Genomic DNA, 25638 nt, shown 5'->3' on the forward strand with positions numbered 1-25638 from the left:
TAACGCGGGACGTTAGCAGAATAATTTGTTCGGCGATAATACTAATTTTTACGATATCGATAACGAAAACGATATCGCAACGGCCGCGTACGTACCCCGGCGCGCCGAGATAGCGCTATCATCGTGTGATCACAATAAAGGAGACCTCATGAAGACACTGTTGGCAGCATGCGCCGTCGCGCTCGGCGTCGTCATCCCCGCCTCGGCGCAGCAGGCCGCCGCCCCGGCGGGCGAACGCCATTTCGTGCTGGAGAACACGCAGATCATCCCCGTGCAGTCGCAGTCCACGGGCAGGGCGCACGAGCTGGTCGTCGTGCTGCCGTCCAGCTACGCGGCGCATCCGGAAAAGCGCTACCCCGTCCTGTACTACCTCGACGCGTACTGGGACACGCCGCTCCTCACCGCCACCTACGGCAACCTGATCTACGATAACCAGGTCCCCGAATTCATCATGGTGGGCCTGTCGTATCCATCCGGCGCCAACTACGACGTCGAGCGCCGCCGCGACTACACCATCACCGCGACGGACGCGGATTCGGGCAGGGCCGACGCCTTCCTCGGCTTCATCACGAAGGAGGTCGCGCCGCTGATCGAAAGCCGCTTCCGCGCCGAGAAGACGGACCGCGTGATCTCCGGCAGCTCGCTGGGCGGCCTGTTCGCCATCGCGGCCGCGTACAAGGCGCCCGGCTTCTTCGCGGGCCACATCGCGATCAGCCCCGCGGCCGGCTGGGACCACGGCGCGCTCGGCAAGCTCGATGCCGCCTACGCCCGCGACCACAAGGCGCTGCCCGCGCGCATGTTCATCTCGCACGGCAGCATCGAATATCCCGCATTCCAGCAGCCCATCGTGGCGTTCCAGAAGCAGCTGGGCAACCGCAACTACCAGGGCCTGGCGCTGCAGACGTGGACGATGGAAGGGCTCGATCACACGGCCGTGAAAGGCGACGGCTACGTGCGCGGCCTGATGTGGGTATGGAAGCCGAAGAAACCGGCCGGACCGAGCGGGCTGACGAAGGCGATGCAGCAGCAGGGCGAATAGAAGCGTCGTTCAGCGTCCGCGGAAGTGCGATGCCTGCAGGAAGCGCAGGCCCGCGAGCACCTGGTCCACGCGTTCGCCGGACAGCCGGCCGATGCGTGCTCCCAGCCGTGCTTTCGGGATCGCACTGATCTGCGAAGGGAGGACGACGCTGCGTTTCTCGAGTCCGCCCTCGCCGGGTTCCAGCGGCACGCAACCGGGCTCGCTTGCCCGCCTGAGGTTCGTCGTCAGGGCGCAGACGATCACGGTGTCGATGCGCGAATGGTTGAACAGGTCGTCCTGCACGACGAGGTGCGGATGGGGATAGCCGGGCACCGAGCCGCGCGTGCCGTCCGGCGCTACCCAGTAGAGCTCCCCCTTGTCGATGCGCCGCGCGGGCGTGTGGTCGTTGTCCATGTGGTGTCCAATCCGTGGAATGATAGGATAGCGCTTTACGCACCATCCAGAGGAAGCCATGACCATATTCGCCATGCCCGTATTCGACGCCACCGTCATCTACGAAGGCAAGGAGCTGTTCAAGGGCCAGGGCGCCGCGCGCGGCTGGGCCGAGAAGCTGGCCAAAGAAATCGAGACGCCCGTCACGGTCGAGAAGATCGGCACCGGCTGGGCACTGTGCGCGCAGCTGGACGGCGTCGATTGCCGCTGGGGCATCCTGGGCCAGCGCTTGAAGCGGTTGGACTGATGGCCGCGTTGACGGTCGCGCGGATCCTGCATGCGGGCTACGTGTTCACATGCGAGGGTACGCGCATCGCCTTCGACACCATCTTCGAAAACCCGTTCAGCCGCAACTGCCACGCGTTCCCGGACGTGCGTTTCGACGAAGCGCTGATCCGGCGCCAGCGCTTCGACGCCGTCTTCATCTCCCACTTCCACGACGACCACTGCTCGCTCGAGAGCCTGGACCTGCTGGACCGCGCGACGCCGCTGTACATCTACTGCCTGTTCGACGAGCTGTTCGACATGGTGCGCGAACTGGGTTTTACGCGCGTCCACGCGCTGCAGCTTGACGTGCCCGTGGACGTCGGCCCGTTCCAGGTCGTGCCGCGCGAAGCGATGGATGCCGAGGTCGACTCGATGTTCCAGGTCCGTGCCGCCGGGCTGAACGTCCTGAACGTGGTCGACTCGTGGATCGACGATGCGGCGCTCGCACGTCTCGTCGCCGAGAAACCGTGGGACCTCGTGCTGTTTCCGTTCCAGACGATGCGCGAGATCGAGGTGCTGGCCCCGACGCGCGCCGAACCCGCGCCGCCGGCGCTGCCGGAGGAATGGCTGGAGCAGTTGCAGGCCCTGGACCCGCGCTTCGTCGTGCCGAGTTCCTGCCAGTTCCGGCTCGAGCCCTGGTCGTGGTACAACCGCGCGTTCTTCCCGATCTCGTATGCCCGTTTCACCGCCGAGGTGCAGGCGGTGCTGCCGCGGGCGCGCGTCGTGCGCATGGATCCGTCGGTCTCGATGCAGCTCGATGCGGACGGGTTGCATCCGGCGCCGCCGCTGGACTGGGTCATTCCCGTCGGCGCACAGGACGTCGACTACATCTATGAAGGCAATGCCGACGCGCCGCCCACGGCCGACATCGCCCGCCATTTCCCCGCGCTGACAGCGGACCAGTGGACGCGCGTGCTGGACTTTTGCCGCACCGGCCTGGCGGACCGCTACGCCGCGCTGGATGACGAGAGCGAGTATTTCGACAGCCCGCGCCTCTGGCAGTTGTCGATCCACGATCATGCGGGCGAGGTGACGCGCTTCTGCTACCGGCTGTCGCCGGGCAGCGCGGACCTGGTCGACGATGATGGGCCACTGGGCTGGACCACCGGGATCCCCGCCGTGAAACTGTACGCGGCGCTGGAACTGGGCGAGTCGCTGACGTCGCTGTACATGCGCATCAACGATGCGGTGTTCGACGCGGACACGGAGCGTGACGTGGCGCAGGCCGACGTGGTCGAGGATCCGCTGATCCGCTGCCTGTTCAGGGAGGGCTTCGGCGCCTACCAGCGGGCGCAGTTGCGGCGGTTGCTCAGCCCGGCGGTCCCAGGTCCAGTTCCGATTGCTCCGGCGGATACGTGATGCGCAAGCCTTCGACGTGGGCGAAGGGCGTCAGCTTGTGCGGCTTGCGCTGGCGCGCATCGATGATGTCGTCGACGGGCACGCCGCGCACCAGCAGCGCATCGGCGACGAGCGAGCGGTGGCAGCGCCACGGCACGGCTTCCGCGCACATCAGTGCGCACGTCCTGGTCTGCGCGAGTTCGATGACCGCGTCGACGTTGGCCGCGAATTCGTCGGTCTGCATGTAGTCCGCGTAGCCGCGGAACGACGTGTTGCGCCAGGCGGCATTCGGTGAATCCTTGAGCGGGCGGCGCAGGCCGCCGAGGCCTTTGATGTACCGGTATTCGATGCCGGCATCAAGCAGCGAGGCCGCGAGTTCATCCTGCCCGAATTGCGGATTGTGGCGCGATTTGGGGACGGTCCGGATATCGAGCAGGCAGGCGATGCCGTTCTGCCAGAGCAGCCCGATGAACTCCTCGATCGTACGGTTCGAATGCCCGATGGTGCAGACGGGTGCGGGTGTCATGGCCTTATTCTGGCACGGCCGCGCGGGGCGGGGCGCCCGCTTCCTTACAGACTGAAACGTCTCTTACACCGACCGCACAGAGCGTTTCGAGCGCGCGCGCTACGATGAAGTCATCCACTTCAATCGGGAGAACAAAATGACACTCAATAATCGCCCCCTCCTGCGCATCGCCGCGATCCTGGCCTTGAGCGCCGCCACCACGTCCGCGTTCGCGCAGAGCGCCGAATACCGCCGCGGCTATGACGACGGTTATGCCGCCGGCCTGCGCGAAGCCGGCGGCGGCCGCGGTGAAGGCCGCGGCTCGCGCATCTTCGTCGAAGACGCGGAATACGGCACGCACTTCGCTTCCTGCGACGCACGCCGCGCCGTGCGTTATCAGGTCGAGCGCAATCGCGGCACCGTCCGTGCCGACAACCAGCTGTGCGGCGATCCGGCGCGCGGGGAGTCGAAGCGGTTGCGCATCGTGTACCGGTGCGGTGACAGCGAGGCCGTCCGCGTCGTTGCGCGCGAGAATGAGTCGGTGCGGTTGAGCTGCCGGAGGTAAATGGGTTGCCCGGCGCGTGGCGCGCGATGCGCTGGGCGAAAATAGTCGCTAGAATCGCGCTATGGTAACTGTCTGATTTCCTCGATCCGCGATCTCATCGGTCAGCCGAATCCATCGGCTGGCCGGAGTTCGCGCGTCAGTACCCTGAACCCATCATGGTGATACAAGGAAAGCAGACATGGACTATCAAGACGTTCTCGATTTTTGGTACGGTACCCCGTCAAGCCAGGGCTACGGCGCCCCGCGCGACGCATGGTTCACCGCCGACCCCGATTTCGATACGGTGATCGCTACCCGCTTTGGCGAGACGATCGACCAGGCTCTCGCGGGAGGGCTGCGCCACTGGGATACCAACGGGCCCTCCGGAACACTTGCCCGCATCATCGTTCTCGACCAATTCACGCGCAACGTTTTCCGTGGCAACGCGAAATCGTTCAGTGGGGACGGTCTTGCTCTCGAGGCGGCTCAGCAGCTGCGGACCAGTGGTGCTCATCTATATCTGAGGCCGCTTGAGCGCTGGTTCGCATATATGCCGTTCGAGCACGCAGAGGACTTGGCCATGCAAGACATTTCAGTTGCGCTGTTCACGACACTGGCGGACGACTGCCCGGGTTTTGACGACGTGCTCGGATGGGTGCGAAAGTATCGCGATGTCATTGCCCGGTTCGGCCGATTCCCGTTTCGCAACAGCATACTCGGCCGTACTTCGACCGCTGAGGAAATCGCCTTTCTGAGCCGGCTCGGATACGCTGGGTCGCCTCACTGAGGCCTGCCACAAGCCGAGCTTTCGGCTTGTGCGACCTGCCGCTAGTGCGCCGCCAGCGTCAGCGCAATCCCCATCTCCCGATACGGCCGCAACACTTCCTCGCCGGTCGCCGCCGGCACCACCATCCCGCTGATCTCGGCCAGCCCGACGATCCGGTACGGGGATGCGGTGGCCAGCTTTTCCGACGACGCCAGCACGATGGTCTCGGCCGCCGCATGGCACAGCGCCCGCTTGATGCACGCTTCCTCGTAATCGCCGGTCGACAGCCCGCTCTCGGGATGCACGCTCGTCACGCCCATGAAATACGTGTCGGCGCGGATCCGGGCGATCGCTTCCAGGGTCGCCGCGCCCACGCCGACGGCCGAGTGGCGGAACAGGCGGCCGCCGAGCATGATCACGTCGATGTCCGGATGGTCCATCAGCTCCATCGCGATGGACGGGCTGTGCGTGACGACCGTCGCTCCCAGGCGCCGCGGCAGCGCACGCACGAGTTGCGCGCACGTCGTGCCGCCGTCGACGAACACGACCTGGCCCGGCTGCACGAGCGCGGCGGCGGCGCGGCCGATGGCGGCCTTGTCGTCGGTGGCGATAGCGTGGCGCGTCGCGAAGTCCGCCAGCGCCGGGCTGGCGGGCAGGGCGCCGCCGTGCACCCGCTGCAGCAAGCCTTCCTTCGCGAGCTCGCGCAGGTCGCGCCGGACGGTGTCTTCCGACACGCCCAGTTCCGCGCTCATCTTCGTGGCGACGATCTGGCCGTCGCGCCGCAACACGTCCATCAGATACTGCTTTCGCTGGCTCGTCAGCATGCCGTCCTTTCGTCGTGCTTGACATTGCACGATACTGCACGATAGTTTACACGAACTTCAATGACTGGAGAATATCGTGCAGGATCATGTGGAAATCAGGCAGGTCGAGCTGCTCTCGGACGACTGGGGCATCCTGAACAAGACGACGTTCGCGCTGCGCACGGCCGAAGGCGGCTGGGATGTGCAGACCCGGGAAACCTATGACCGCGGCAATGGCGCGACGCTGCTGCTGGCCAATCGCGCGCGCCGCACCGTCGTGCTGACGCGCCAGTTCCGCCTGCCGGCCTATGTGAACGGCCACGACGGCTTCCTCGTCGAGGCCGCGGCCGGCCTGCTCGACGGCGCCAGTCCGGAAGAACGCATCCGTGCCGAGGTCGAGGAGGAGACGGGCTATCGTGTCGGCAAGGTCACCCGCCTGTGGGATGCGTTCATGAGCCCCGGCAGCGTGACGGAGCGCCTGCACTTCTTCGTGGCCGAGTACGAGGCGCGCGACCGCGTGGGACCCGGCGGCGGGGTGGCGGCGGAGGGCGAGCGGCTGGATGTGCTGGAACTGGACATCGACGCGGCGCTGGCCATGATCGGCACGGGCATCGTCGACGGCAAGACGATCATGCTGCTGCAGTACGCGCGCTTGCACCTGTTCGCGCCGCGCGGGATGATGATCCTGGTCGCGGGCCCGTACCGGTCCGGCACGGACGGGGACCCGGACCGTGTCGCGGCCAACGTCGCGGCGATGGAAGCGTGCGTGATGCCGCTGTACGAGGCCGGACATCTACCCGTGCTGGGCGAATGGCTCGCGTTGCCGACGGTGCGCCTGGCCGGATCGCAGGCGCCGGGGGACGCGGTGTTCGACGCCGTGTTCCACCCGCATGCGCAGCGCCTGCTGGCGCGGTGCGATGCCGTCCTGCGCATCGGCGGCGCGTCGGAAGGGGCCGACCTGATGGTGGCGACGGCGCGGAAGCTGGGCAAGCGCGTGTACGCGGCCATGGAAGAGATTCCACCCGCGCCCAGCCTTGGTACAATCACATCACCATGAACAAGACTGCCATCTCCCTCATGCTGGGCGCGACGCTGGTCGCATCGCTGTCCGCCTGCAGCAGCAAGACGTCGGCCAACGAAAAGAACTTCGGCCTCACCGTCTCCCAGTATTTCGACAAGAAGGGCGACCTGTGCCTGGATCCCATCAAATGGCCGGTCGACGTGTATGAAACCGACATCCGCCAGCAGAAGATGTACCCGGACGGCGTGGCCGGCCAGATGTCGGCGCTGGAATCCGTCGGCCTTGCCAGGAGCGAGGACGTGGAATTACCCGGCGCCGTCGTCAATGGCAAGCCGAGCGGGGTGAAGGTCAAGCGCTACACGATGGCCGATGCCGCGAAGCCTTACCTGCACGCGAACGCCGGGAAGCAGCCGCGCATCTGCTGGGGGCGCAAGTCGCTGAGCAAGGTGCTCCGCTGGGCGGACCCGGCCAAGGTGGGGGACCACGAGGAGAGCAGCGTGATCTACACCTATCAGCTGTCGAACGTGGCCGACTGGGCCCGCAAGCCGCAGGTCAAGGAAGCGTTCCCCGAAGTCGGACGGAACGTCGACGGCGAGCGCTCCCAGAAGGAAAAACTGTACGTCAAGCTGACGCCGAATGGCTGGGAAGCGCTCGGCCTCAACGACTAGCGGCGCAGCTGCGCGAGGATGCCCAGCGCGCCGCGCGCCATCTTCACCGCCGACAGCGCCGACGTGACGAGCCCGGCCAGGCGCTTGCGGCGCATGAGGACGAGCCCCAGCACGGCACCGGCCGCACCCAGCACGAGCTTGCGGTTGGCGGCGACGTAGCCCATGACCGGATGCCCGGCCAGTGCATTCGACGGACGCAGCGCCTTCAGCTCGTAGGCGAGGCCCACGCGCTGTTCGGCGCATTGTTCGATCAGGGCCGCGCGGCGGGTGGCGAGATCAGGCTTGTTCATCGGTTGCCTCCGCATGATGTTGGGCCAGGCCATGGCGCAGGTAGTCGACGTCGTTGCGCAGTTCGGCCAGCGTGGCCGAGAGCAGCGGCGCTTCCGCGGTCATGCTGGCGCGGACTTTCATGAGGATGATGCCGGCCAGCACGCCGAACAGGACGGCCATGCCGCCGACGGCCTGCAGGCGGTACGTGTCCCAGAAGATGGCGATGACGAACAGCGCGGCCAGCAGGAGGGCGCCGGCCGCGAGGAACACGGCCAGCAGGGTCCACGCGAGGTGGCCCAGCAGGCGGCGTGCGTCTTCCTGGAATTCGACCGCGGCCAGCTCCAGCCGCGTGCCCGCCATCGCGACGAGCGTCGCACCGATCCGGCCTGCCGTCGCGACGACTCCCATTACTTACGCGCGATCAGCATGCCGATCACGACACCGACGGCGGTGCCCAGGCCGACGGCCTTCCACGGATTCTCCTTGACGTATTCGTCGGTGGCCTTGGCGGCGACCTTGGCTTTTTCGACCGCGGCTTCTTCCAGGCGGACGATGTCTTCCTTGGCCTTGACCAGGGTGCGTTCGAACTTGACCTTGGCGGCCTTGAATTCTTCGCCGGTCAGGTGGCCGCTGTGGCGCAGCCACGCTTCCGCGTCCTGGATGACGGTCTTCAGGTCGGACAGCAGCTGGTCGCGGGCGCCGGACTGGGTCGGGATTTTTTCCATCATGGGGGAACCTCTCGTTATGGATTGCGTTGCGGACAATATTATCCTAATGCATAGTCTAGCGCGACGCCAGCAAACACGGCCGCACCCAACCAATTGTTGTGGTTGAACGCGGCAAAACATTTCGTGCGGTCGCGGCCGCGGATCAGGGTGTAGTGGTAGACGGCCATCCCGGCCGCGACGGCGATGCCCGCCACGAACCACCAGCGCAGGCCCAGCGACCAGCCGCACACGAGGTCGATGCCCAGCGTCGCCGCGTAGCACAGCATGATCGCGGCGACGTCGTAGCGGCCGAACGTGATGGCGGACGTGCGGATACCGATGATCAGGTCGTCGTCGCGGTCGACCATCGCATACTCGGTGTCGTAGGCCAGCGACCAGAACACGTTGGCGACCAGCAGCCACCACGCGACGGCCGGGACGTGGTCCTGCACGGCCGCGAACGCCATCGGGATGCCGAAGCCGAACGCGATGCCAAGGTAGGCCTGCGGCAGCGCGAAGAAACGCTTGAAATACGGATAGCTGCCCGCGACGATCACGGCCACGACAGAGAGCTGCTTCGTCAGCGTGTTCAGCGGCAGGATCAGCAGGAACGAGACGATCGCGAGCACCGCCGCCACCATCAGCGCTTCCCAACCCTTGATGCGGCCGCTCGTCAGCGGGCGGTCGACCGTACGCTTGACGTGGCGGTCGAAGTCGCGGTCGGCGTAGTCGTTGATCGCGCAGCCGCTTGACCGCATCAGCGCCGTGCCGACGATGAAGATGGCGAGGATCATCGGATCGGGATGGCCGTTCGATGCCATCCACAAGGCCCACAGCGTGGGCCACAGCAGCAGCAGGATGCCGATGGGCTTGTGGCCCCGGACCAGGCGGAAATAAAGCGCCAGCTTGTTCATTGTGCGTTCGAATTGAAAATCTGCAAGGTCAGGATTGTAGCCTGTCGGGGCGCGCCCGGCTGTACGGCGCAGGACGATACGCGGCGATCATGCGCACGTCGACGATGCACAAGGCATGGCGCACGCGCGCGCTCTACGATGCCGGCTTCGGATCAAGGAGAATGCATATGCGGTTCGTAACCATGGTGGTGGCCGGAATCGGACTTGGAAGCTGCCTGCTCGCGCAGGCCGGCGGGCAGGAGCAGGGCGCGTGGATGGAGGCGCGGTCGCTGCGCGAGCTCCCTGCCGGCATCCAGGCGCTGCTGGGCGTGGGACTCGGACTCGCGGGCATCGCCGACCGGGGCGGCGATTTCAGCGAGACCGACGCCAGCGACGACAGCATGCCGCGGCGCCGCTTCGTGCTCGGGGTCGTGAACGGCGGCACGGCGCTGGTCGCGCTGGAGCAGGGCGGCCGCGTCTATGCCGTGCGCGCCGTCGAATTCAAACAGGAAGGCAGCACGTGGGACGCGGTGCGATGCGCGCCGCTGGTGTCGGTGCCGCAGCGGGGCACGGAACTGGTCGGCGCGCTGTCCGGAAAGCAGGCGGGACCCTGCGGCGGTATCGGCATCCGGACGGACGATGGGGACGCGGCACCCACCGCGGCCGCGCCGGTCCTGCCCGCGCGCGTCAGGCCGCGGCCTGGAGCGTGACCATCTCGACGCCGGGCAGCCCGCAGTCGGCCACGGCCTTGACGACGGCATCGATGGCCGCGCGGCGCGTAAAACTCTTGCGCCATACGATCACGACGCGGCGCGACGGGACCGGATCCTGGAACCGGACGAAGGTCAGCATGCCGTTCGGATCCTTCATGTCCGGCACGGAGGCGCGCGGCAGCACGGTCAGGCCGATGCCGCTCGCGACCATGTGCCGGATCGTCTCCAGCGACGAGCCCTCGAAGGTGCGCTGCATGCCGTTGCCCGGCGATGAAGAGAAGCGCGCCATCTCCGGGCAGACTTCGAGCACCTGGTCGCGGAAGCAGTGGCCGGCGCCCAGCAGCAGCATCGTCTCGCTCTTGAGGTCCTCGGCCGCGATCTCGGTGCGCGTCGACCACGGGTGGTTCTTCGGCATCGCGACGACGAACGGTTCGTCGTACAGCGCCTGCACGGCCATGCCGTGTTCCGGCAGCGGCAGGGCCATGATCGCGGCGTCCAGCTCGCCCTGGCGCAGCAGGTCGAGCAGTTTCACCGTGAAATTCTCCTGCAGCACGAGCGGCATTTGCGGCACGTTCGCGATCAGATTTTTCACGAGCGGCGGCAGCAGGTACGGGCCGATGGTGTAGATCACACCGAGGCGCAACGGGCCGGACAGCGGGTCCTTGTTCTGCTTGGCCAATTCCTTGATGGCGGCCGTCTGCTCGAGCACGCGCTCGGCCTGGGCTACGATCTGCGCGCCCAGCGGCGTCACGGACACTTCCGAGCCGCCCCGTTCGAACAGCGTGACGCCGAGTTCGTCCTCGAGTTTCTTGATGGCGACGGACAGCGTGGGCTGGGCGACGAAGCAGGCTTCGGCCGCATGTCCGAAATGGCGGGCGCGTGCGACGGCGACGATGTATTTCAGTTCGGTCAGTGTCATGGGATCGGAGTGTATTGAACGGCCGTGTTCTCGAAGACACGTTTGCCTGCCTTTTAAGCAGTCTGTCACTATTTTACCGGTAAAGCCATGGATATAATGGCCGGGCAGGCGACGTTGCCTTGCGTTAATAGGAAGACATCCATGTCCTCGACCTTCGGCCCGGCGGAAGCCCAGGCCTATATGCACAAGCTGCTCACGGTCATGCACCAGCAGGGCGGCTCCGACCTGTTCATCTCGGCGGACTTCCCGCCCAGCATGAAGCACCAGGGCGCGATGAAACCCCTGAGCCAGCAGCGCCTGACGGGCGACATCACGCGCGCGCTGTCCCTCTCCCTCATGAACGAGCGGCAGCGGACCGAGTTCGAAGCCGAGATGGAGTGCAACTTCGCGATTTCCCTGCCCGGCGTATGCCGGTTCCGCGTGAACGTGTTCGTGCAGCAGCAGAGCGTAGGCATGGTCGTGCGGACCATTGCATCGGAAATCCCGAACTTCGAAAAACTCGACCTGCCCGAGGTCTTGAAAGATGTCGTGATGACGAAGCGGGGCCTCGTCCTCGTCGTCGGCGGCACGGGTTCCGGCAAGTCGACGACCTTGGCGGCGATGATCGATTACCGCAACAGCAACTCGGCCGGCCACATCATCACGGTCGAGGATCCCGTCGAATACGTTCACAAGAACAAGAGCTGCCTGATCACGCACCGCGAGGTGGGCGTCGACACGCTGTCGTGGCACAACGCGCTGAAGAACACGCTGCGCCAGGCGCCGGACGTGATCCTGATCGGTGAGATCCGCGACACGGAAACGATGGAACACGCGATTGCGTTCGCCGAAACGGGTCATTTGTGCCTCGGCACGCTGCACGCGAACAATGCGAACCAGACGATGGACCGCATCATCAACTTCTTCCCGGAAGAGCGCAGGAATCAATTGCTGATGGACTTGTCGTCGAACCTGCGCGCCATCGTCTCGCAGCGCCTGGTTCGCACGGAAGACGGCAAGGGGCGCAAGGCGGCCATCGAGATCCTGCTGAACACGCCGACGATCGGCGAGATGATCCTGAAAGGCAGCTTCCAGAGCATCAAGGAGATCATGCACAAGTCGCGCGAGCTGGGCATGTGCACGTTCGACCAGGCGTTGTTCGAGCTCTACAACAAGGGTTACATCAGTTACGACGAAGCGATCCGCAACGCCGATTCCGCGAACGGCCTGCGCCTGCAGATCAAGCTGTCGGGCGAGAGAAAAGCGCCGGGGGAGGGCGGCGGTGCCGCGAAGCCGGCCGAGCTGTCGATGCTGATCGACGAGCCGGAAGAGGAACCGCCGGCCGCAAGTTAAAATGCACGCCATGGCTACCTTCGAACAAAAACTCTGCACCCGCGCCACCTTGCCGCAACGCATCGCCGACCTGCCGAAACCCGTCGTGCTGACGAACGGCGTGTTCGACATCCTGCACCGCGGCCACGTGACGTATCTCGCCCAGGCCCGCGAACTGGGCGCGTCGCTCGTCGTCGCCGTCAACACGGACGCGTCCGTGAAACGCCTGGGCAAGGGCGACGACCGCCCGCTGAACACGCTGGCCGACCGCATGGCCGTGCTGGCCGCGCTAGAATCCGTCAGCCTCGTCGTGGAATTCGACGAGGACACGGCGCTGGAAGTCGTCCAGGAAGCCCGCCCCGACATCTATGCCAAGGGCGGCGACTACGTCATGAGCGCCATCCCGGAAGGGAAGGAAGTGATTGCCTACGGCGGCAAGGCCGTCGCGATCGATTTCGCGCACGACCGCTCGACGACGAAGCTCGTTGCGAAGATCCGGCAGTTCGGCTGATCCTCAGCCCCCGCCCGCGTACCCGTTCTGGCGCCACGCCTCGTAGACGACGACGGCCACCGTATTCGACAGGTTCAGGCTGCGGTTGCCCGGCATCATCGGCAGGCGGATGCGTTGGGCCGGCGGGAACGATTCGCGCAAGGCCGGATCCAGGCCGCGCGACTCGGCGCCGAATACGAACACGTCGCCTGGGCGGAACGCGGCATCCGCGAACGGCGACGAGCCGTGCGTCGTCATGGCGAACATCCGGGTGGGGTCCGGCTGCGTGTCGGCCAGGAAGGCGTCCCAGTTCTTGTGGACCTTCATCGTGGCGTAATCGTGGTAGTCGAGACCGGCGCGGCGCATCTTGGCATCGTCCAGCGGGAAGCCGAGCGGCTCGACCAGGTGCAGTTGCGCCCCCGTGTTCGCGCACAGGCGGATGATGTTGCCCGTGTTGGGCGGGATTTCGGGTTCGACCAGTACGACGTGAAACAAAATCAATCTCCTTGGGTTACGGGTGGGGCGGCGTGCGCGCGAACACAAAATTCGTCACGCGCACCGCGCCGAACCGTTTAAAAGTGGCGGCCAGTTCGCCCAGCGTGTGGCCGCTCGTCATGACGTCGTCGACGAGGCCGACGTGGCGGCCTTCCACGAGGTCCGGGGCCTCCACGGCGAACGCGCCGCGCACGTTTTGCGCCCGCACGCTCGGGGCCACGCCCGACTGCGCCGGCGTGTCGAGCGTGCGCAGCGCCAGCGCCGGATGACATGCTACCCCGAGCGCCGCCGCCAGGGGCCGCGCGATTTCCAGCGCCTGGTTGAAGCCGCGTTCGACGAGCCGGCCCGGACCCAGCGGGACGGGGCACAGCAGATCGGGCAGCGGCAGGCCGGGCCGGGCCAGCACGGCATCGCGGATCTGGCGCGCGCACCACGGCGCGAGCGCGAGGCGGGCGCCGAATTTTAATTGAAGCACGAGCTGGTCGAGGGGAATCGCGTAATCGACGGCGGCGACCGTCGCGTCGAAGGCGGGTGGGTCGCGCAGGCAGGTGCCGCAAATGCCACTGACGTCGTCCCCGCGCAGGCGGGGATCCAAGTTTGCTTGCGTTCCCGGCAACTCCAACTTGGGCTCCCGCCTGCGCGGGAGCGACGGTATCTCGGCTAGCGGGTTTGCGCATTGGCCGCACCGCATCCGCCGCGCCCCCGCATATGCCTCCCGGCACGCCGCGCACACGACATCATCGCACCCGCCCCCGCACAGGGCGCACATCGACGGCACCAGCACGCGCAGCCAATGCCGCAGGGACAAATAACGGGCCGTCATCGTAAGTTCCACCCATCATGTACACTCCCGCCATTATCCCATTCACCGCAGCCCCATCATGGTTTCACCCCAAGCCCCCTCCAGGATGAGCGCCCCGATCGATCCGGTCCGCGTGCGCCAGCTGTTCGCCGACCCCGCCCGGGTCGCGCCATCCGATTTCCTGCGGCGCGAGATCGCCAGCCGCATGTTCGACCGCCTGACGCTCGTCAAGACCGCGCCGCGCCAGGTGCTCGACGCCGGCTGCGGCACCGGTGTCGACATCGCCGAGCTGCAGAAGCGCTACCCGGCCGCGCAGGTGCTCGGCCTGGACGCCGTGCCGGCCATGCTGGCGGCCGCCGGAGCCGCCACGTCGGCGCCCCGGTCCCTGTTGAGCCGTTTGCTCCCCGCCAAAGCCGGCATCGATCTCGTTTGCGCGGACTTCGGCAACCTGCCGTTCGGCCCGAACTCGCTCGACCTGGTCTGGTCGAACCTGGCATTGCACTGGCATCCTCAGCCCGACCGCGTGTTCGCCGAGTGGCGTCGCGTGCTGCGCGTGGATGGCTTGCTGATGTTTTCGAATTTCGGTCCGGACACGTTCCGCGAACTGCGTGCCGCGTTCGCGGCGATGGACGAGACCCCGCACACGCTGCCGTTCGTCGACATGCACGACTTCGGCGACCAGCTCGTGGAAGCGGGGTTCACGACGCCCGTCATGGACATGGAACAGATCACGGTGACGTACGACTCGGCCGACAAGCTGCTGGCCGACGTGCGCGCGTTCGGCGGCAACCCGCTGGCAACGCGCCGCCGCGGCCTCGTCGGCCGGGCGGCGTGGCAGCGCATGCGCGACGCGCTGGAAGCGGGCCGCCGTGCGGACGGCAAGCTGGGCCTGACGTTCGAGGTCATCTACGGCCACGCTTTCCGGCCGGCACCGAAGACGACGGCCGCGGGCGAGGCGATCGTCCGCTTCCAGCCGCCCAAGCCGCGGTAAGACCCATGCATCCTGTATACGATCGCGGTAATTTTCCTTGAATAAAAATTACCGCTTTCAGTATAATCAAACACACTTTTTTCGACTGGATCAAAAAAGCGCTAAAAAATTAAGCATAAAGGCGTGAAGTCGAGGGTTGGAGCATCACCCGGGGATACAAGGCAGCGTATCGGGTATCCCCCGCAAGCAAGGTTTGAAGGCATCGTTCAACGAGGGTTCCAGACGGTTCCCGGCTGGACGGTGTCGAGTCCCGAAGCGTCCGCCGGCGCGACGGGAAGTGGTTGCGTTTAGTTTAAAAAGGATTTCAGAACGGAAGTTGTCTTCCGTGGTTCCTCCATGGCGAGCCAGAGGAGGGCCGCTTCCGTTCTAGAAATTTCTCTTCTAAAGGTGGTTGGGGACAACATGACATATGCAAAACGATTCAAAGCGTTGATGCTCGGTCTCGCAGTAGCGGCCAGCATCCCGGCGATGGCGGCTACCGAGCCCGTCATTACCGGTCGTCCAGTGGAACATCAGCTCAACATGCAGGCGCCCGTGACGGGCATTGCGGCCTATATCTACAGCCTGCATAACTGGATGATGGTGGTCTGCCTGGTCATCTTCATCGGCGTGTTCGGCGTCATGTTCTATTCGGTGTTCAAGCACCGCAAGTCCCTCGGCCACAAACCGGCCACCTTCCACGAATCCACCACGGTCGAGATCGCCTGGACCGTCATACCGTTCCTGATCGTCATCGGCATGGCCCTGCCGGCCACGCACGCCGTCGTGCAGATGAAGGACACTTCCAACCCGGACCTGACCATCAAGGTCACCGGCATGCAATGGAAATGGGGCTATGACTACCTGAAGGGCGAGGGCGAAGGCATCTCGTTCCTGTCGAACCTGGCCACGCCGCGCACGCAGGTGGGCGAGCCGGGCATCGCACCGACCGAGAAGCGCACCGAGAACTACCTGCTCGAGGTCGACAATCCCGTCGTCGTCCCGGTCGGCAAGAAGGTCCGCCTCGTGCTGACCGCCAACGACGTGATCCACTCGTGGACGATTCCCGCCTTCGCCGTCAAGCAGGATGCCATCCCCGGCTTCGTGCGCGACACGTGGTTCAAGGCCGAGCAGATCGGCACGTACCGCGGCAACTGCGTCGAGCTGTGCGGCAAGGAACACGCGTTCATGCCGATCGTCGTGAAAGTCGTCTCCGCTGAAGACTACACTGCATGGGTGAACGGCGAGAAGACACGCATGGCCGCGCTGGCCGACGACCCGAACAAGGTCTGGACCATCGACGAGCTCAAGACGAAGGGCGAGAAAGTCTACGCCGCCAATTGCGTGGCCTGCCACCAGGCCAACGGCCAGGGCGTGCCGAGCGCATTTGCCGCGCTGGTCGGTTCGCCGGTCGTACTCGGTCCCAAGGCCGAACAGATCGCCGTGCTGCTGAATGGCAAGCACAGCGGTAAGTATCCGTCGGCGATGCCGGCGTGGAAGCAGCTGTCGGATTCCGAGATCGCTTCCGTCATCACTTATACCCGCAATAACTGGACCAACAAGGCCGACGAGAACATCGTCCAGCCTTCCGAAGTCCTGGCTGCCCGCGGCAAATAAGACAAGACAAGCAACAAGCGTTTGGATTACAGGGACCGGGCCGTCACCGCGTCACCGCACCACGGCCTTGCTGTCCCGCACGACTAGGATACTGACATGACTTCCAGCACTATCGATAACACGCACGATCATGGCCACGACCACGCGCACGACCACCCGGTCGGCGCGCGCCGCTGGCTCTTTGCCACCAACCACAAGGACATCGGTACGCTGTACATGTGGTTCGCGTTCATCATGCTGCTCTCGGGCGGCGTGCTGGCGCTGATGATCCGCACCGAGCTGTTCCAGCCCGGCCTGCAGTTCTTCCGCCCCGAATTCTTCAACCAGCTGACCACCATGCACGGCATCGTGATGGTGTTCGGTGCGATCATGCCGGCGTTCGTCGGCTTCGCCAACTGGATGATCCCGCTGCAGATCGGCGCATCCGACATGGCGTTCGCGCGCATGAACAACTTCTCGTTCTGGCTGCTGCCGCCGGCCGCGATCCTGCTCGCGACGTCGTTCTTCGTCCCGGGCGGCGCCACCGCCGCCGGCTGGACACTGTACGCGCCGCTGTCGACGCAGATGGGCCCGGGCATGGACATGGCGATCTTCGCCCTGCACATCATGGGCGCGTCGTCGATCATGGGTTCCATCAACATCATCGTCACGATCCTGAACATGCGCGCACCGGGCCTGACGCTGATGAAGATGCCGATGTTCTGCTGGACCTGGCTGATCACCGCCTACCTGCTGATCGCCGTGATGCCGGTCCTGGCCGGCGCCATCACGATGACCCTGACCGACCGTCACTTCGGCACCTCGTTCTTCAACGCGGCCGGCGGCGGCGACCCGGTCATGTACCAGCACATCTTCTGGTTCTTCGGCCACCCCGAGGTCTACATCATGATCCTGCCGGCCTTCGGCATCGTCTCGCAGATCATCCCGGCCTTCGCCCGCAAGCCGCTGTTCGGCTACGCATCGATGGTGTACGCGACGGCTTCCATCGCGATCCTGTCGTTCATCGTGTGGGCCCACCACATGTTCACCACCGGCATGCCGGTGACGAGCCAGCTGTTCTTCATGTACGCCACCATGCTGATCGCGGTGCCGACCGGCGTGAAAGTGTTCAACTGGGTCGCGACGATGTGGAAGGGCTCGATGACGTTCGAGACCCCGATGCTGTTTGCCGTCGGCTTCATCTTCGTGTTCACGATGGGCGGCTTCACGGGCCTGATCCTGGCCGTGACCCCGATCGACATCCAGGTGCAGGACACGTATTACGTCGTCGCCCACTTCCACTACGTGCTGGTCGCCGGCTCGCTGTTCGCCCTGTTCGCCGGCTTCTACTACTGGGCACCGAAGTGGACCGGCCACATGTATCCGGAACTGCGCGGCAAGATTCACTTCTGGAACTCGCTGTTCTGGTTTAACCTGACGTTCTTCCCGATGCACTTCCTGGGCCTGGCCGGCATGCCGCGCCGTTACGCCGACTATGCCGTGCAGTTCACGGACTTCAACCAGATCGTCTCGATCGGCGCGTTCGGCTTCGGCCTGTCGCAGGTGTACTTCCTGTTCTTCGTCGTGCTGCCGACCATCCGTGGCGGCAAGCCGGCCGAAGCGAAGCCGTGGGAAGGCGCCGAGGGCCTGGAGTGGACCGTGCCGAGCCCGGCGCCGTTCCACACCTTCGAAACGCCGCCGCTGGTGAAGTGAGATCGCGATGAACGATGATCGTTCGCAGCAGATCAGGAAGAACAACCGGCGCACGGCCCTGTGGCTGGCCGGGCTCGCGCTGTTCTTCTTCGTCGTGCTGTTCGTCAAGCGCCTGTGGCTGAACTGAGGCTGTCATGCAAGCGGAAACGAATGCAGGCCGCCACGAGGACAGTGGCCGCCTGCGGCCTCGCCGGCACGCGCTGAATCGCACCACGCTGATCAAGCTGATCGTCGTGGCCGGCATCATGTTCGGCTTCGGCTATGCGCTGGTGCCGATTTACCGCCAGGTGTGCGAGGCGCTCGGCATCAACGTGCTCACGCAGAAGGACGGCACGGTGGCGCGGCCCGCCAACACCCAGGTCGACCTGGCGCGCACGATCACGGTGGAACTGGACGGCAACGCCCAGGGCCCGTGGCGCTTCCGCCCGACGCAGCGCAGCATCGACGTGCACCCGGGCGAAATGGCGACCGTCGTCTACGAAGTCGTGAATACGCAGGGCCGTACGGTGAAGGCGCAGGCCATTCCGAGCTACGCGCCGCAGTCCGCGGCGCCGCATTTTAAAAAGGTCGAGTGCTTTTGCTTCAAGGAGCAGGTGCTGAAACCGCACGAGGCGCGCCAGATGCCGGTCGTGTTCTTCATCGACCCGAAGCTGCCGCGCGAAGTGAAGAACATCACGCTGTCGTACACGTTCTTTGAAATCGGTGGCGCCGTGACGGCGCAAAAATAATGGCCAACGACGACCAACGTGAACCTGTAAAAACCGCGTCGTTCGGCGCCACGATGAAGGCCGTGTTCTGGTCGTTCTTCGGCGTGCGCAAGCGCCGCGACTACGAGCACGACGCGGCCAACCTGAACCCGATCCACGTGATCGTGGGCGGGCTGATCGGGGTGGCGCTGTTCATCGGCATCCTGGTGTTCGTCGTGCGCATGGTCGTGGCAAAAAGTTAAAACACACAGCAATACGAAGGCGGGGAAGTACCCGACATTCGAAACAATGCTTGATTGAGGAGATATATATGAGTTCGCCCCATTCCGCGCCGTACTATTTCATCCCCGGCCCATCGCGCTGGCCGATGGCAGCCGGCATCTCGATGCTGGTCACGATGGCCGGCGCTTCCGGCTGGGTCAACGGCACCGCCTGGGGACCGGGCGTGTGCACCGCCGGCATCGTCGCCATGCTGATCGTGCTCTATAACTGGTTCGGCGACGCCATCGGCGAGTCGGAATCCGGCAAGTACGGCGAGCGTGTCGACCTGTCCTACCGCTGGTCGATGAGCTGGTTCATCTTTTCCGAGGTGATGTTCTTCGGCGCCTTCTTCGGCGCGCTGTTCTACGCACGAGCGATCTCGATGCCGTGGCTGTCCGACCTCGACCACAAGGTCATCTGGCCGGACTATTCGGGTCACTGGGGCAACATCGGCCCGGCCGGCACCGTGGAGCAGTTCAGCACCATGGGCCCGTTCCCGATCCCGACCATCAACACGGCACTGCTGCTGACCTCGGGCGTGACCCTGACCATCGCCCACCACGCCCTGCGCGCCGGCCACCGCGCCCGCACCGCGCTGTTCCTGTTCGCGACGATCCTGCTGGGCGCCATCTTCATGGGCTTCCAGGCGTATGAATACCACCACGCGTACAGCGAACTGAACCTGAAGCTGACCTCGGGCATCTACGGCTCGACCTTCTTCATGCTCACGGGCTTCCACGGCTTTCACGTGACGATGGGTGCGATCATGCTGTCGGTCGTGCTGTACCGCGTACTGCGCGGCCACTTCACGCCGGAACATCACTTCGCGTTCGAAGGTGCGGCGTGGTACTGGCACTTCGTCGACGTCGTGTGGCTGGGCTTGTACGTTGTCGTGTACTGGCTGTAAGGACTACCTGCGATCGCGTTAAACCGTCGTTCCCGCGAAAGCGGGAATCCATACTGAGCAACCGACTTCGGCACGTCAGCATGGGTTCCCGCGTGCGCGGGAACGACGTTGTTTTTTAGTGCAGTCCCTTCGGCTGAATCCACCCCATCTTGTACGCGAACAGCACGAACAGGAACAACGTGATCGACAGCCCGACCCGCATCGCCAGCGCCTGCACGGTGCGGTTGCTGCGGCCCTTGTCGCGCATCAGGAAGAACAGGGCGGAGGCGAGGCTGCCGATGATGAGCACGAAGGCGATGGCGACGACGGTTTTCATAGGCGGCCGGTAGAGTTTGTTTGGGTTGTACGATCATTGTATGCGACTGCGCTTCCGTTTCAGAACCATTCCTTTCCTCGCGACGCTCGTGCTGGTCGCGGTCGGCATCCTGCTCGGCAACTGGCAGGTGCGCCGCGCGGCCGAGAAGACGATGCTGCAGGCCCGGCTCACGCAGCGTACGGCCTTGCCGCCGCTCGTGCTCGATGGGACGCCGGTCGATCCGGCCGCCGTCGAATATCGCCGTGTCGTTGTGACCGGGGAATTCGTCTCCAACTGGCCGCTGTTCCTCGACAACCGGCCGCTCGAAGGCCGTACCGGATTCGTTTTGCTGATGCCGTTTAGAATAGCGGGTAGCGACGACGTCGTCCTCGTCGAGCGCGGCTGGGTCCCGCGCGATCCGGCCGTGCACGATCGCGTGCCGCAGGTGGCGACGCCAAGCGGCCGCACGACCATCGAAGGCCTGGCGATCCTGCATCCGGCGCGCGTGATGGAACTCGGCAAGGCGCCGCCGCCCCGGCCCGGCGCCATCGTCCAGAATGTCGACCCGGCCGGCTTCGCCCAGGCGAGCAGCCTGCGCACGCTGCCCGTGCTGGTGGAGCAGACGAATGCGGACGGTTCCGACCTCACCCGCAAATGGCCCGCCCCCGCGGTCGACGTGGACCGCAACAAGGGCTACGCGTTCCAGTGGTATGCGCTGGCGGCGATGGCCTTTCTATTTTTTGTGATAACAGGATTTCGAAGTGGAACCAAACAAGCTGGCTGAACCGGCAATCGACCCGAAGAGCGTTCGCAAGCGCGGCCGCTGGATGCTGTGGCTGGTGCTGCTCGTGTGCGCATCGCCGATGATCGCGTCGTATTTCACCTATTACGTCATCAAGCCCGAAAAGCGCAACAACTACGGCACCCTGATCGACCAGCGCGCCCATCCGGTCCCCGCGATGGCGACGACCACGCTGGACGGCCGTCCGCAGGCGCTGGAACAGTTCAAGGGCAAGTGGGTCATGTTGATGGTCGGGCCGGGCGCATGCCCCGACTCTTGCCGGAAGCAGCTCTTCGCGCTGCGCCAGCTGCGCCTGATGCAAGGGAAGGAAGCCGACCGCATCGAGCGCGTCTGGCTCATCACCGACCGGGAACCGCTGGACACGCTGATCATCCGCGAATACGACGGCACGCACATGCTGCGCGCGGATGGCGCGACGGTCGCGTCCTGGCTGCCGGCCGACACGGGTACGACACCGGCCGACCACATCTACCTGATCGACCCGCTGGGCCACCTGATGATGCGCTTCCCGAAGGATCCGCAGCTGCAGGAAGTGCGCAAGGTGTACAAGGACATCAACAAGCTGTTGAAGGCGTCGGCCGTCGGGTAAAGCGCAATGGAAGTCTCGAATTTCATCCTGCTGGCCCTGACCGGCATCCTGGCGGCCAGCGTGCCGCTCGCGCTCGTGTGGACGGCGACGGGCACCCATAAATACCGCAAGCTGGCGTGGGTGATCGCGTTCTTCACGTTCGACCTGATCGTCTTCGGCGGTTTTACGCGCCTGACGGACTCCGGCCTCGGCTGCCCCGACTGGCCGGGCTGCTACGGCGAAGCGAACCCGTTCCTCGCGCACGAACACATCGCCGCGGCCGAGGCGCTGATGCCTACCGGACCCGTGACGAAGGTGAAGGCGTGGATCGAGATGATCCACCGCTTCCTCGCGATGGGCATCGGCTTCCTGATCATCGGGTTGATGGTGGCGTCGTGGCTGGAATGGCGCAAGGCGCGGGCACGCGGTGTGCGGCCCACGCATGGCCCGGCGCTGCCGACCCTGCTGTTCCTGTGGGTGTGCGTGCAGGGCGCGTTCGGCGCGTGGACCGTCACCCTGAAACTGCAGCCGGTCATCGTCACCCTGCACCTGCTGTTCGGCCTGACCCTGCTGGCGCTGGCCGTGTGGCTGGGTGGACGCGAGGACAACCTGCTGGCCGCGCCGCCGGCTGCCCCGCCCACCGTGCTACGCAAGCTGCGTCCGCTGGCCTGGCTGTCCGGCGCCGTGCTGCTTGTCCAACTGGCATTGGGCGGGTGGGTGAGTACCAATTACGCGACACTCGCATGTAACGATTTCCCGCTTTGTAATGGACAAATTGTCCCAGAGATGGACTGGCAACATGGCTTCACCTTGTGGCGCGAGCTGGGCAAGACGGCGGCCGGACACTACCTGCCGTTTTCCGCGCTGACGGCGATCCACTGGGTGCACCGCAACTTCGCGCTCGTCGTCGTCCTCGTACTGGGCTATACGGCGTGGCGTGCGTGGCGTCTGCCGGGCCTGCACGGGACGGCGCGCAACCTGGCGTTGGTGCTTATCGCCCAGGCAACGACGGGCATCGCGACGGTGTTCCTGAACTTCCCGTTGCCGATCGCCGTGCTCCACAACGCGGGGGCGGCTGGCCTCGTCCTTCTGGTGACCATGCTAAACTACAAGGTACAGTATCAACTCGAGCTGGCGCTGCGCAGTCCACGACGTGAGGCGGCGACGTCCGCGAGCCACCCATGATTACGCAAACCGCCATCCACAAACCGCCCAGCCGCGTCGCGCAGTACTGGGCGCTGACCAAGCCGCGCGTCACGCAGCTGGCCGTCTTCTGCGCCGTGATCGGCATGTTCCTCGCCACCGACGGCTTTCCGGGCTGGCACGTGCTCGCCTGGGGCACGATCGGCATCTGGCTGCTGGCCGGCGCCGCGTTCGCCGTCAACTGCCTGATCGAGGCGGAAGTCGATGCCCGCATGGCCCGCACGGCGCGCCGCGCCACCGCGATGGGCGAGCTGTCGACCACGCAGGTCCTGATCTTTTCCGCCATCATCGGCGGTGCCGGCATGGGCATCCTGTACACGATGGTCAATCCGCTGACGATGTGGCTGACGTTCGTCACCTTCGTCGGCTATGCGCTGATCTACACGGTCCTGCTGAAACCCAACACGCCGCAGAACATCGTCATCGGCGGCTTGTCGGGCGCGATGCCGCCGGCCCTCGGCTGGGCCGCCGTCGCGAATACCGTGCCGATGGAAGCCTGGCTGCTCGTACTCATCATCTTCGTCTGGACTCCGCCGCACTTCTGGGCCCTGGCCATGTACCGCCGCGACGACTACGTGCGTTCCGGCCTGCCGATGCTGCCCGTCACGCACGGCATGCAGTACACGGGCCAGCAGGTGTGGCTGTATTCCGTCGCGCTGGCGGCCTGCACGCTGTTCCCGTTCGCCGTCGGCATGAGCGGCATCGTGTACCTGGCGGCCGCCATCGTCCTGAACGCGATCTTCCTGCGCCATGGCTGGATGGTCCACAAGCACTACAGCGACCAGGTCGCGCGCAAGGCCTTCGCCTGGTCCATCGTCTACCTGTCGCTGCTGTTCGCCGCGCTGCTCGTCGACCACTACGTGAAACACTACCTCTAGACCCGATGATGAAAAAACTGCTGTCCGTCCTCGTCGCCGCCTGCGCGCTGACCGTCTCCCTCGCCGCATGCGACAAGCTGCCGGGCAAGCAGAAGGAATCCTTCCAGAACACGGACGTCACCGGCCTCGATTACGCAAAAGGCTTCACGCTGACCGACCACACCGGCAAGCCGCGCACGCTGGCCGACTTCAAGGGCAAGGCCGTCGTCGTCTTCTTCGGCTACACGCAATGCCCGGACGTGTGCCCGACCACGATGGCGGAAATGGCCACCGTGATGCAGAAACTGGGACCGCTGGCCGACCAGGTGCAGGTGCTGTTCGTCACCCTCGACCCCGAGCGCGACACGCAGGAACTGCTGGCCAACTACGTGCCCGCGTTCGACAAGCGCTTCCTCGGCCTGCGCGGCACGCCCGAGCAGACGGCGAAGACGGCCAAGGAATTCAAGGTGTTCTATTCGAAGGTGCCGGGCACGGACCCGGGCAGCTACACGATCGACCACACGGCCGGCAGCTACGTCTTCGACCGCGACGGCCGCCTGCGCCTGTTCATCCGCCACGGCCAGGGCCCCGATCCTATCGTGCACGATCTGCGTGCGTTATTATCCTGATAATCTTAACGATTCGATTATCGGGATTGCATGGACAAACGGCCAGGTAGAAACTACACGCGCGCCGGCGTGGTCATTTTACTGACGCTCGGCTGCCTCTACGTCCTGCAACCCTTCCTGGCCGCGATCCTGTTCGCGGCCGCCGTCGTCATCTCGTCCTGGCCGCTGTACCAGCGCCTGCTGCTGCGCCTGCGCGGCCGGCGCACGCTCACCGCGCTGACGATGACGCTGAGTCTCACGCTGCTCGTGATCATCCCGCTGGCGCTCGTCGCGTACAACCTCGCGGACAACGTCGCGTCGTCGTTCGACCAGATCCGCGCCGCTTTGAACCACGGCGAACTGCTGCCGCCCAAGTGGATCCGCGACATCCCGGTCGTCGGCGACCAGCTCGACAACTACCTGCGCCAGCTCGTCGCCAGCCGCGACCGCATGATGGAACTCGCGCGGCGCATGGTCGAACCGGCACGCCACGCGCTGCTGTCCGGCGGCATCATGCTGGGCGCGGGCGTCGCGCAGATGAGCCTCGCCGCGTTCGTCAGTTTCTTTTTCTATCGCGACGGCGAAGCGCTGTTGGCCGTCATCAGGGCCGCCATGCACCGCATCATGGACGAGGAGGCGGAATCGGTCGCGGAGACCGTCAGCCAGACCGTGCGCGGCGTGATGTACGGCCTGCTCGGCACGGCGCTGGCGCAGGCGCTCGTCGCCGCGCTGGGCTTTTTCATCGCGGGCGTGCCCGCGGTGCCGCTGCTGTCGGTGCTCGTGTTCGTGTCGTCGCTGATTCCCGTCGGGCCGCCGCTCGTGTGGGGCGGGGCGGCCATCTGGCTGTTCGCGCAGGGCGAGACGGGATGGGCCATCTTCATGCTCGTGTGGGGCTTCTTCCTGATCAGCGGCGTCGACAACGTCGTGCGCCCGATGCTGATCAGCCGCGGTTCCAGCCTGCCGTTCCTGCTCACCTTACTGGGCGTGCTGGGCGGCGTGATCGCGTTCGGCTTCGTCGGCATGTTCATCGGGCCCACGCTGCTCGCGGTGGGCTACTCGCTGATGAGCGGGTGGACCCATACGAAGGATCCGATCGTCAGGCAGAACGGCAACGGCGTCTCGCCAAAGTAAATTTCCTTGCGGAAATGATATGATATTTCGTTAGTCG

The 25638-nt window shown here is 65.2% G+C and carries 33 protein-coding genes and 1 pseudogene; 23 read left to right on the forward strand and 11 right to left on the reverse strand.

Features of this window, described 5'->3' with window-relative positions; genetic code table 11:
* Positions 1 to 148 precede the first annotated feature (148 nt).
* The gene (locus ASD28_RS00895; RefSeq protein ID WP_056122552.1) at positions 149 to 1039 is read left to right on the forward strand and encodes an alpha/beta hydrolase; all 891 of its coding nucleotides are present in this window, start codon (positions 149 to 151) and stop codon (positions 1037 to 1039) included.
* A gap of 9 nt (positions 1040 to 1048) precedes the next feature.
* Here ASD28_RS00895 and ASD28_RS00900 read toward each other — a convergent pair whose 3' ends face one another.
* Positions 1049 to 1432, reverse strand: coding sequence for a type II toxin-antitoxin system PemK/MazF family toxin (locus ASD28_RS00900; protein WP_056122556.1), 384 nt, complete (start codon positions 1430 to 1432; stop codon positions 1049 to 1051).
* Positions 1433 to 1490: 58 nt separating this feature from the next.
* Between ASD28_RS00900 and ASD28_RS00905 the strand changes: the two genes are divergently transcribed.
* Together ASD28_RS00905 and ASD28_RS00910 are read left to right on the forward strand one after the other, a co-directional pair.
* Positions 1491 to 1718 carry a hypothetical protein gene (locus ASD28_RS00905; protein WP_036230067.1) on the forward strand — a complete coding sequence of 76 codons (228 nt, stop codon included), beginning with the start codon at positions 1491 to 1493 and terminating at the stop codon, positions 1716 to 1718.
* Entirely contained in the window at positions 1718 to 3097 is a 1380-nt protein-coding gene (locus ASD28_RS00910; protein ID WP_056122558.1) for an MBL fold metallo-hydrolase, read from the forward strand. Before ASD28_RS00905 ends, ASD28_RS00910 begins: the two co-directional genes overlap by 1 nt.
* Here the strand turns inward: ASD28_RS00910 and ASD28_RS00915 are convergent.
* The gene (locus ASD28_RS00915) at positions 3048 to 3602 is read right to left on the reverse strand and encodes a DUF488 family protein (protein WP_056122561.1); all 555 of its coding nucleotides are present in this window, start codon (positions 3600 to 3602) and stop codon (positions 3048 to 3050) included. The genes ASD28_RS00910 and ASD28_RS00915 overlap by 50 nt on opposite strands.
* Before the next feature lie 136 nt (positions 3603 to 3738).
* Between ASD28_RS00915 and ASD28_RS00920 the strand changes: the two genes are divergently transcribed.
* The gene (locus tag ASD28_RS00920; RefSeq protein WP_056122564.1) at positions 3739 to 4146 is read left to right on the forward strand and encodes a hypothetical protein; all 408 of its coding nucleotides are present in this window, start codon (positions 3739 to 3741) and stop codon (positions 4144 to 4146) included.
* 178 nt (positions 4147 to 4324) lie between these two features.
* Positions 4325 to 4912 carry a DUF924 family protein gene (locus tag ASD28_RS00925; protein ID WP_056122568.1) on the forward strand — a complete coding sequence of 196 codons (588 nt, stop codon included), beginning with the start codon at positions 4325 to 4327 and terminating at the stop codon, positions 4910 to 4912.
* Between the two features lie 41 nt (positions 4913 to 4953).
* On the opposite strand, the gene ASD28_RS00930 is transcribed toward ASD28_RS00925, so the two are convergent.
* Entirely contained in the window at positions 4954 to 5715 is a 762-nt protein-coding gene (locus tag ASD28_RS00930) for a DeoR/GlpR family DNA-binding transcription regulator (RefSeq protein ID WP_056122571.1), read from the reverse strand.
* A 73-nt stretch (positions 5716 to 5788) separates the two neighbouring features.
* Between ASD28_RS00930 and ASD28_RS32580 the strand changes: the two are divergent.
* Positions 5789 to 6358: pseudogene (locus ASD28_RS32580) on the forward strand (NUDIX domain-containing protein); the annotation flags it as partial.
* Positions 6359 to 6747: 389 nt separating this feature from the next.
* Complete coding sequence (locus ASD28_RS00940) at positions 6748 to 7383, forward strand: hypothetical protein (protein WP_082577018.1); 636 nt, start codon at positions 6748 to 6750, stop codon at positions 7381 to 7383.
* On the opposite strand, the gene ASD28_RS00945 is transcribed toward ASD28_RS00940, so the two are convergent.
* The 4 genes from ASD28_RS00945 to ubiA are packed head-to-tail and all read right to left on the reverse strand — an operon-like array spanning position 7380 to position 9274.
* Complete coding sequence (locus ASD28_RS00945; RefSeq protein WP_056122581.1) at positions 7380 to 7673, reverse strand: hypothetical protein; 294 nt, start codon at positions 7671 to 7673, stop codon at positions 7380 to 7382. The two genes, ASD28_RS00940 and ASD28_RS00945, sit on opposite strands and share 4 nt — an antisense overlap.
* On the reverse strand, positions 7660 to 8061 hold the full coding sequence (locus tag ASD28_RS00950; RefSeq protein WP_056122584.1) for a phage holin family protein: 402 nt from the start codon (positions 8059 to 8061) through the stop codon (positions 7660 to 7662). The genes ASD28_RS00945 and ASD28_RS00950 overlap by 14 nt, the downstream gene beginning before the upstream one ends.
* The gene (locus tag ASD28_RS00955; RefSeq protein ID WP_056122587.1) at positions 8061 to 8381 is read right to left on the reverse strand and encodes a YqjD family protein; all 321 of its coding nucleotides are present in this window, start codon (positions 8379 to 8381) and stop codon (positions 8061 to 8063) included. Before ASD28_RS00955 ends, ASD28_RS00950 begins: the two co-directional genes overlap by 1 nt.
* A gap of 38 nt (positions 8382 to 8419) precedes the next feature.
* A complete protein-coding gene (ubiA, locus tag ASD28_RS00960) occupies positions 8420 to 9274 on the reverse strand; it encodes a 4-hydroxybenzoate octaprenyltransferase (protein ID WP_056122590.1) in 855 nt (284 codons plus the stop codon).
* Between the two features lie 167 nt (positions 9275 to 9441).
* Between ubiA and ASD28_RS00965 the strand changes: the two genes are divergently transcribed.
* Positions 9442 to 9963 carry a hypothetical protein gene (locus ASD28_RS00965; protein WP_056122593.1) on the forward strand — a complete coding sequence of 174 codons (522 nt, stop codon included), beginning with the start codon at positions 9442 to 9444 and terminating at the stop codon, positions 9961 to 9963.
* Here ASD28_RS00965 and ASD28_RS00970 read toward each other — a convergent pair.
* Positions 9941 to 10885, reverse strand: coding sequence for a hydrogen peroxide-inducible genes activator (locus ASD28_RS00970; RefSeq protein WP_056122596.1), 945 nt, complete (start codon positions 10883 to 10885; stop codon positions 9941 to 9943). The genes ASD28_RS00965 and ASD28_RS00970 overlap by 23 nt on opposite strands.
* A gap of 141 nt (positions 10886 to 11026) precedes the next feature.
* On the opposite strand from ASD28_RS00970, the gene ASD28_RS00975 reads away from it, so the two are divergent.
* Together ASD28_RS00975 and rfaE2 are read left to right on the forward strand one after the other, a co-directional pair.
* Positions 11027 to 12217, forward strand: coding sequence for a PilT/PilU family type 4a pilus ATPase (locus tag ASD28_RS00975; protein WP_056122598.1), 1191 nt, complete (start codon positions 11027 to 11029; stop codon positions 12215 to 12217).
* A 10-nt stretch (positions 12218 to 12227) separates the two neighbouring features.
* Positions 12228 to 12707: a D-glycero-beta-D-manno-heptose 1-phosphate adenylyltransferase gene (rfaE2, locus tag ASD28_RS00980; protein ID WP_056123581.1), complete on the forward strand. Its 480-nt coding sequence runs from the start codon at positions 12228 to 12230 to the stop codon at positions 12705 to 12707.
* 3 nt (positions 12708 to 12710) lie between these two features.
* Here the strand turns inward: rfaE2 and trmL are convergent, their stop codons facing one another.
* Entirely contained in the window at positions 12711 to 13181 is a 471-nt protein-coding gene (trmL, locus tag ASD28_RS00985) for a tRNA (uridine(34)/cytosine(34)/5-carboxymethylaminomethyluridine(34)-2'-O)-methyltransferase TrmL (protein WP_056122601.1), read from the reverse strand.
* 16 nt (positions 13182 to 13197) lie between these two features.
* Entirely contained in the window at positions 13198 to 13776 is a 579-nt protein-coding gene (locus ASD28_RS00990) for a ComF family protein (protein WP_307166707.1), read from the reverse strand.
* 286 nt (positions 13777 to 14062) lie between these two features.
* On the opposite strand from ASD28_RS00990, the gene ASD28_RS00995 reads away from it, so the two are divergent.
* The 7 genes from ASD28_RS00995 (at position 14063) to ASD28_RS01020 (ending at position 20137) form a co-directional block, all read left to right on the forward strand.
* The gene (locus ASD28_RS00995; protein ID WP_229411906.1) at positions 14063 to 14974 is read left to right on the forward strand and encodes a methyltransferase domain-containing protein; all 912 of its coding nucleotides are present in this window, start codon (positions 14063 to 14065) and stop codon (positions 14972 to 14974) included.
* Positions 14975 to 15376: 402 nt separating this feature from the next.
* The gene (coxB, locus tag ASD28_RS01000) at positions 15377 to 16570 is read left to right on the forward strand and encodes a cytochrome c oxidase subunit II (protein ID WP_056122610.1); all 1194 of its coding nucleotides are present in this window, start codon (positions 15377 to 15379) and stop codon (positions 16568 to 16570) included.
* A 96-nt stretch (positions 16571 to 16666) separates the two neighbouring features.
* Positions 16667 to 18262, forward strand: coding sequence for a cytochrome c oxidase subunit I (ctaD, locus tag ASD28_RS01005; RefSeq protein WP_056122613.1), 1596 nt, complete (start codon positions 16667 to 16669; stop codon positions 18260 to 18262).
* A gap of 7 nt (positions 18263 to 18269) precedes the next feature.
* The gene (locus tag ASD28_RS32585; protein WP_229411904.1) at positions 18270 to 18389 is read left to right on the forward strand and encodes a cytochrome oxidase small assembly protein; all 120 of its coding nucleotides are present in this window, start codon (positions 18270 to 18272) and stop codon (positions 18387 to 18389) included.
* Between the two features lie 7 nt (positions 18390 to 18396).
* The gene (locus ASD28_RS01010; RefSeq protein WP_082577017.1) at positions 18397 to 18990 is read left to right on the forward strand and encodes a cytochrome c oxidase assembly protein; all 594 of its coding nucleotides are present in this window, start codon (positions 18397 to 18399) and stop codon (positions 18988 to 18990) included.
* The gene (locus ASD28_RS01015; RefSeq protein WP_056122616.1) at positions 18990 to 19211 is read left to right on the forward strand and encodes a DUF2970 domain-containing protein; all 222 of its coding nucleotides are present in this window, start codon (positions 18990 to 18992) and stop codon (positions 19209 to 19211) included. Before ASD28_RS01010 ends, ASD28_RS01015 begins: the two co-directional genes overlap by 1 nt.
* A gap of 68 nt (positions 19212 to 19279) precedes the next feature.
* Positions 19280 to 20137 (forward strand): cytochrome c oxidase subunit 3, encoded by an 858-nt coding sequence (locus tag ASD28_RS01020; protein ID WP_056122619.1) that lies wholly within the window; start codon positions 19280 to 19282, stop codon positions 20135 to 20137.
* Positions 20138 to 20252: 115 nt separating this feature from the next.
* Here the strand turns inward: ASD28_RS01020 and ASD28_RS01025 are convergent, their stop codons facing one another.
* A complete protein-coding gene (locus ASD28_RS01025) occupies positions 20253 to 20453 on the reverse strand; it encodes a twin transmembrane helix small protein (RefSeq protein ID WP_056122623.1) in 201 nt (66 codons plus the stop codon).
* A gap of 40 nt (positions 20454 to 20493) precedes the next feature.
* Between ASD28_RS01025 and ASD28_RS01030 the strand changes: the two genes are divergently transcribed.
* Genes ASD28_RS01030 through ASD28_RS01055 form a run of 6 tightly spaced genes read left to right on the forward strand, consistent with a single transcriptional unit; the run spans position 20494 to position 25601 of the window.
* Complete coding sequence (locus ASD28_RS01030) at positions 20494 to 21216, forward strand: SURF1 family protein (protein ID WP_056122626.1); 723 nt, start codon at positions 20494 to 20496, stop codon at positions 21214 to 21216.
* A complete protein-coding gene (locus ASD28_RS01035; RefSeq protein ID WP_056122628.1) occupies positions 21194 to 21823 on the forward strand; it encodes a redoxin domain-containing protein in 630 nt (209 codons plus the stop codon). Before ASD28_RS01030 ends, ASD28_RS01035 begins: the two co-directional genes overlap by 23 nt.
* Positions 21824 to 21829: 6 nt before the next feature.
* Positions 21830 to 22987, forward strand: a complete 1158-nt coding sequence (locus ASD28_RS01040; protein WP_056122631.1) for a heme A synthase — start codon at positions 21830 to 21832, stop codon at positions 22985 to 22987.
* A complete protein-coding gene (gene cyoE, locus ASD28_RS01045; RefSeq protein WP_056122634.1) occupies positions 22984 to 23883 on the forward strand; it encodes a heme o synthase in 900 nt (299 codons plus the stop codon). Before ASD28_RS01040 ends, cyoE begins: the two co-directional genes overlap by 4 nt.
* 8 nt (positions 23884 to 23891) lie before the next feature.
* Positions 23892 to 24491 (forward strand): SCO family protein, encoded by a 600-nt coding sequence (locus ASD28_RS01050; protein WP_056123588.1) that lies wholly within the window; start codon positions 23892 to 23894, stop codon positions 24489 to 24491.
* A gap of 30 nt (positions 24492 to 24521) precedes the next feature.
* Positions 24522 to 25601: an AI-2E family transporter gene (locus tag ASD28_RS01055; protein ID WP_056122637.1), complete on the forward strand. Its 1080-nt coding sequence runs from the start codon at positions 24522 to 24524 to the stop codon at positions 25599 to 25601.
* Positions 25602 to 25638 lie beyond the last annotated feature (37 nt).

This window comes from Massilia sp. Root133 (genome assembly GCF_001426525.1).
Classification (GTDB): Bacteria; Pseudomonadota; Gammaproteobacteria; order Burkholderiales; family Burkholderiaceae_D; genus Telluria; species Telluria orientalis.

Excerpts from the sequence above, each read along its gene's own strand:
- ASD28_RS01015 (WP_056122616.1), top strand. The coding sequence starts at position 18,990 with ATGGCCAACGACGACCAACGTGAACCTGTAAAAACCGCGTCGTTCGGC.
- ASD28_RS01010 (WP_082577017.1), top strand. The coding sequence starts at position 18,397 with ATGCAAGCGGAAACGAATGCAGGCCGCCACGAGGACAGTGGCCGCCTG.
- ASD28_RS01050 (WP_056123588.1), top strand. The coding sequence starts at position 23,892 with ATGAAAAAACTGCTGTCCGTCCTCGTCGCCGCCTGCGCGCTGACCGTC.
- ubiA (WP_056122590.1), bottom strand. The coding sequence starts at position 9,274 with ATGAACAAGCTGGCGCTTTATTTCCGCCTGGTCCGGGGCCACAAGCCC.
- ASD28_RS00920 (WP_056122564.1), top strand. The coding sequence starts at position 3,739 with ATGACACTCAATAATCGCCCCCTCCTGCGCATCGCCGCGATCCTGGCC.
- cyoE (WP_056122634.1), top strand. The coding sequence starts at position 22,984 with ATGATTACGCAAACCGCCATCCACAAACCGCCCAGCCGCGTCGCGCAG.
- ASD28_RS01040 (WP_056122631.1), top strand. The coding sequence starts at position 21,830 with ATGGAAGTCTCGAATTTCATCCTGCTGGCCCTGACCGGCATCCTGGCG.
- ASD28_RS00925 (WP_056122568.1), top strand. The coding sequence starts at position 4,325 with ATGGACTATCAAGACGTTCTCGATTTTTGGTACGGTACCCCGTCAAGC.
- ASD28_RS00940 (WP_082577018.1), top strand. The coding sequence starts at position 6,748 with ATGAACAAGACTGCCATCTCCCTCATGCTGGGCGCGACGCTGGTCGCA.
- rfaE2 (WP_056123581.1), top strand. The coding sequence starts at position 12,228 with ATGGCTACCTTCGAACAAAAACTCTGCACCCGCGCCACCTTGCCGCAA.
- ASD28_RS32585 (WP_229411904.1), top strand. The coding sequence starts at position 18,270 with ATGAACGATGATCGTTCGCAGCAGATCAGGAAGAACAACCGGCGCACG.
- ASD28_RS01025 (WP_056122623.1), bottom strand. The coding sequence starts at position 20,453 with ATGAAAACCGTCGTCGCCATCGCCTTCGTGCTCATCATCGGCAGCCTC.
- ASD28_RS00995 (WP_229411906.1), top strand. The coding sequence starts at position 14,063 with ATGGTTTCACCCCAAGCCCCCTCCAGGATGAGCGCCCCGATCGATCCG.
- ASD28_RS01020 (WP_056122619.1), top strand. The coding sequence starts at position 19,280 with ATGAGTTCGCCCCATTCCGCGCCGTACTATTTCATCCCCGGCCCATCG.
- ASD28_RS00945 (WP_056122581.1), bottom strand. The coding sequence starts at position 7,673 with ATGAACAAGCCTGATCTCGCCACCCGCCGCGCGGCCCTGATCGAACAA.
- coxB (WP_056122610.1), top strand. The coding sequence starts at position 15,377 with ATGACATATGCAAAACGATTCAAAGCGTTGATGCTCGGTCTCGCAGTA.
- ASD28_RS00955 (WP_056122587.1), bottom strand. The coding sequence starts at position 8,381 with ATGATGGAAAAAATCCCGACCCAGTCCGGCGCCCGCGACCAGCTGCTG.
- ASD28_RS00970 (WP_056122596.1), bottom strand. The coding sequence starts at position 10,885 with ATGACACTGACCGAACTGAAATACATCGTCGCCGTCGCACGCGCCCGC.
- ASD28_RS00930 (WP_056122571.1), bottom strand. The coding sequence starts at position 5,715 with ATGCTGACGAGCCAGCGAAAGCAGTATCTGATGGACGTGTTGCGGCGC.
- ASD28_RS00975 (WP_056122598.1), top strand. The coding sequence starts at position 11,027 with ATGTCCTCGACCTTCGGCCCGGCGGAAGCCCAGGCCTATATGCACAAG.
- ASD28_RS01030 (WP_056122626.1), top strand. The coding sequence starts at position 20,494 with ATGCGACTGCGCTTCCGTTTCAGAACCATTCCTTTCCTCGCGACGCTC.
- ASD28_RS00905 (WP_036230067.1), top strand. The coding sequence starts at position 1,491 with ATGACCATATTCGCCATGCCCGTATTCGACGCCACCGTCATCTACGAA.
- ASD28_RS00965 (WP_056122593.1), top strand. The coding sequence starts at position 9,442 with ATGCGGTTCGTAACCATGGTGGTGGCCGGAATCGGACTTGGAAGCTGC.
- ASD28_RS01055 (WP_056122637.1), top strand. The coding sequence starts at position 24,522 with ATGGACAAACGGCCAGGTAGAAACTACACGCGCGCCGGCGTGGTCATT.
- ASD28_RS00950 (WP_056122584.1), bottom strand. The coding sequence starts at position 8,061 with ATGGGAGTCGTCGCGACGGCAGGCCGGATCGGTGCGACGCTCGTCGCG.
- ASD28_RS00900 (WP_056122556.1), bottom strand. The coding sequence starts at position 1,432 with ATGGACAACGACCACACGCCCGCGCGGCGCATCGACAAGGGGGAGCTC.
- ctaD (WP_056122613.1), top strand. The coding sequence starts at position 16,667 with ATGACTTCCAGCACTATCGATAACACGCACGATCATGGCCACGACCAC.
- ASD28_RS00910 (WP_056122558.1), top strand. The coding sequence starts at position 1,718 with ATGGCCGCGTTGACGGTCGCGCGGATCCTGCATGCGGGCTACGTGTTC.
- ASD28_RS00915 (WP_056122561.1), bottom strand. The coding sequence starts at position 3,602 with ATGACACCCGCACCCGTCTGCACCATCGGGCATTCGAACCGTACGATC.
- ASD28_RS00895 (WP_056122552.1), top strand. The coding sequence starts at position 149 with ATGAAGACACTGTTGGCAGCATGCGCCGTCGCGCTCGGCGTCGTCATC.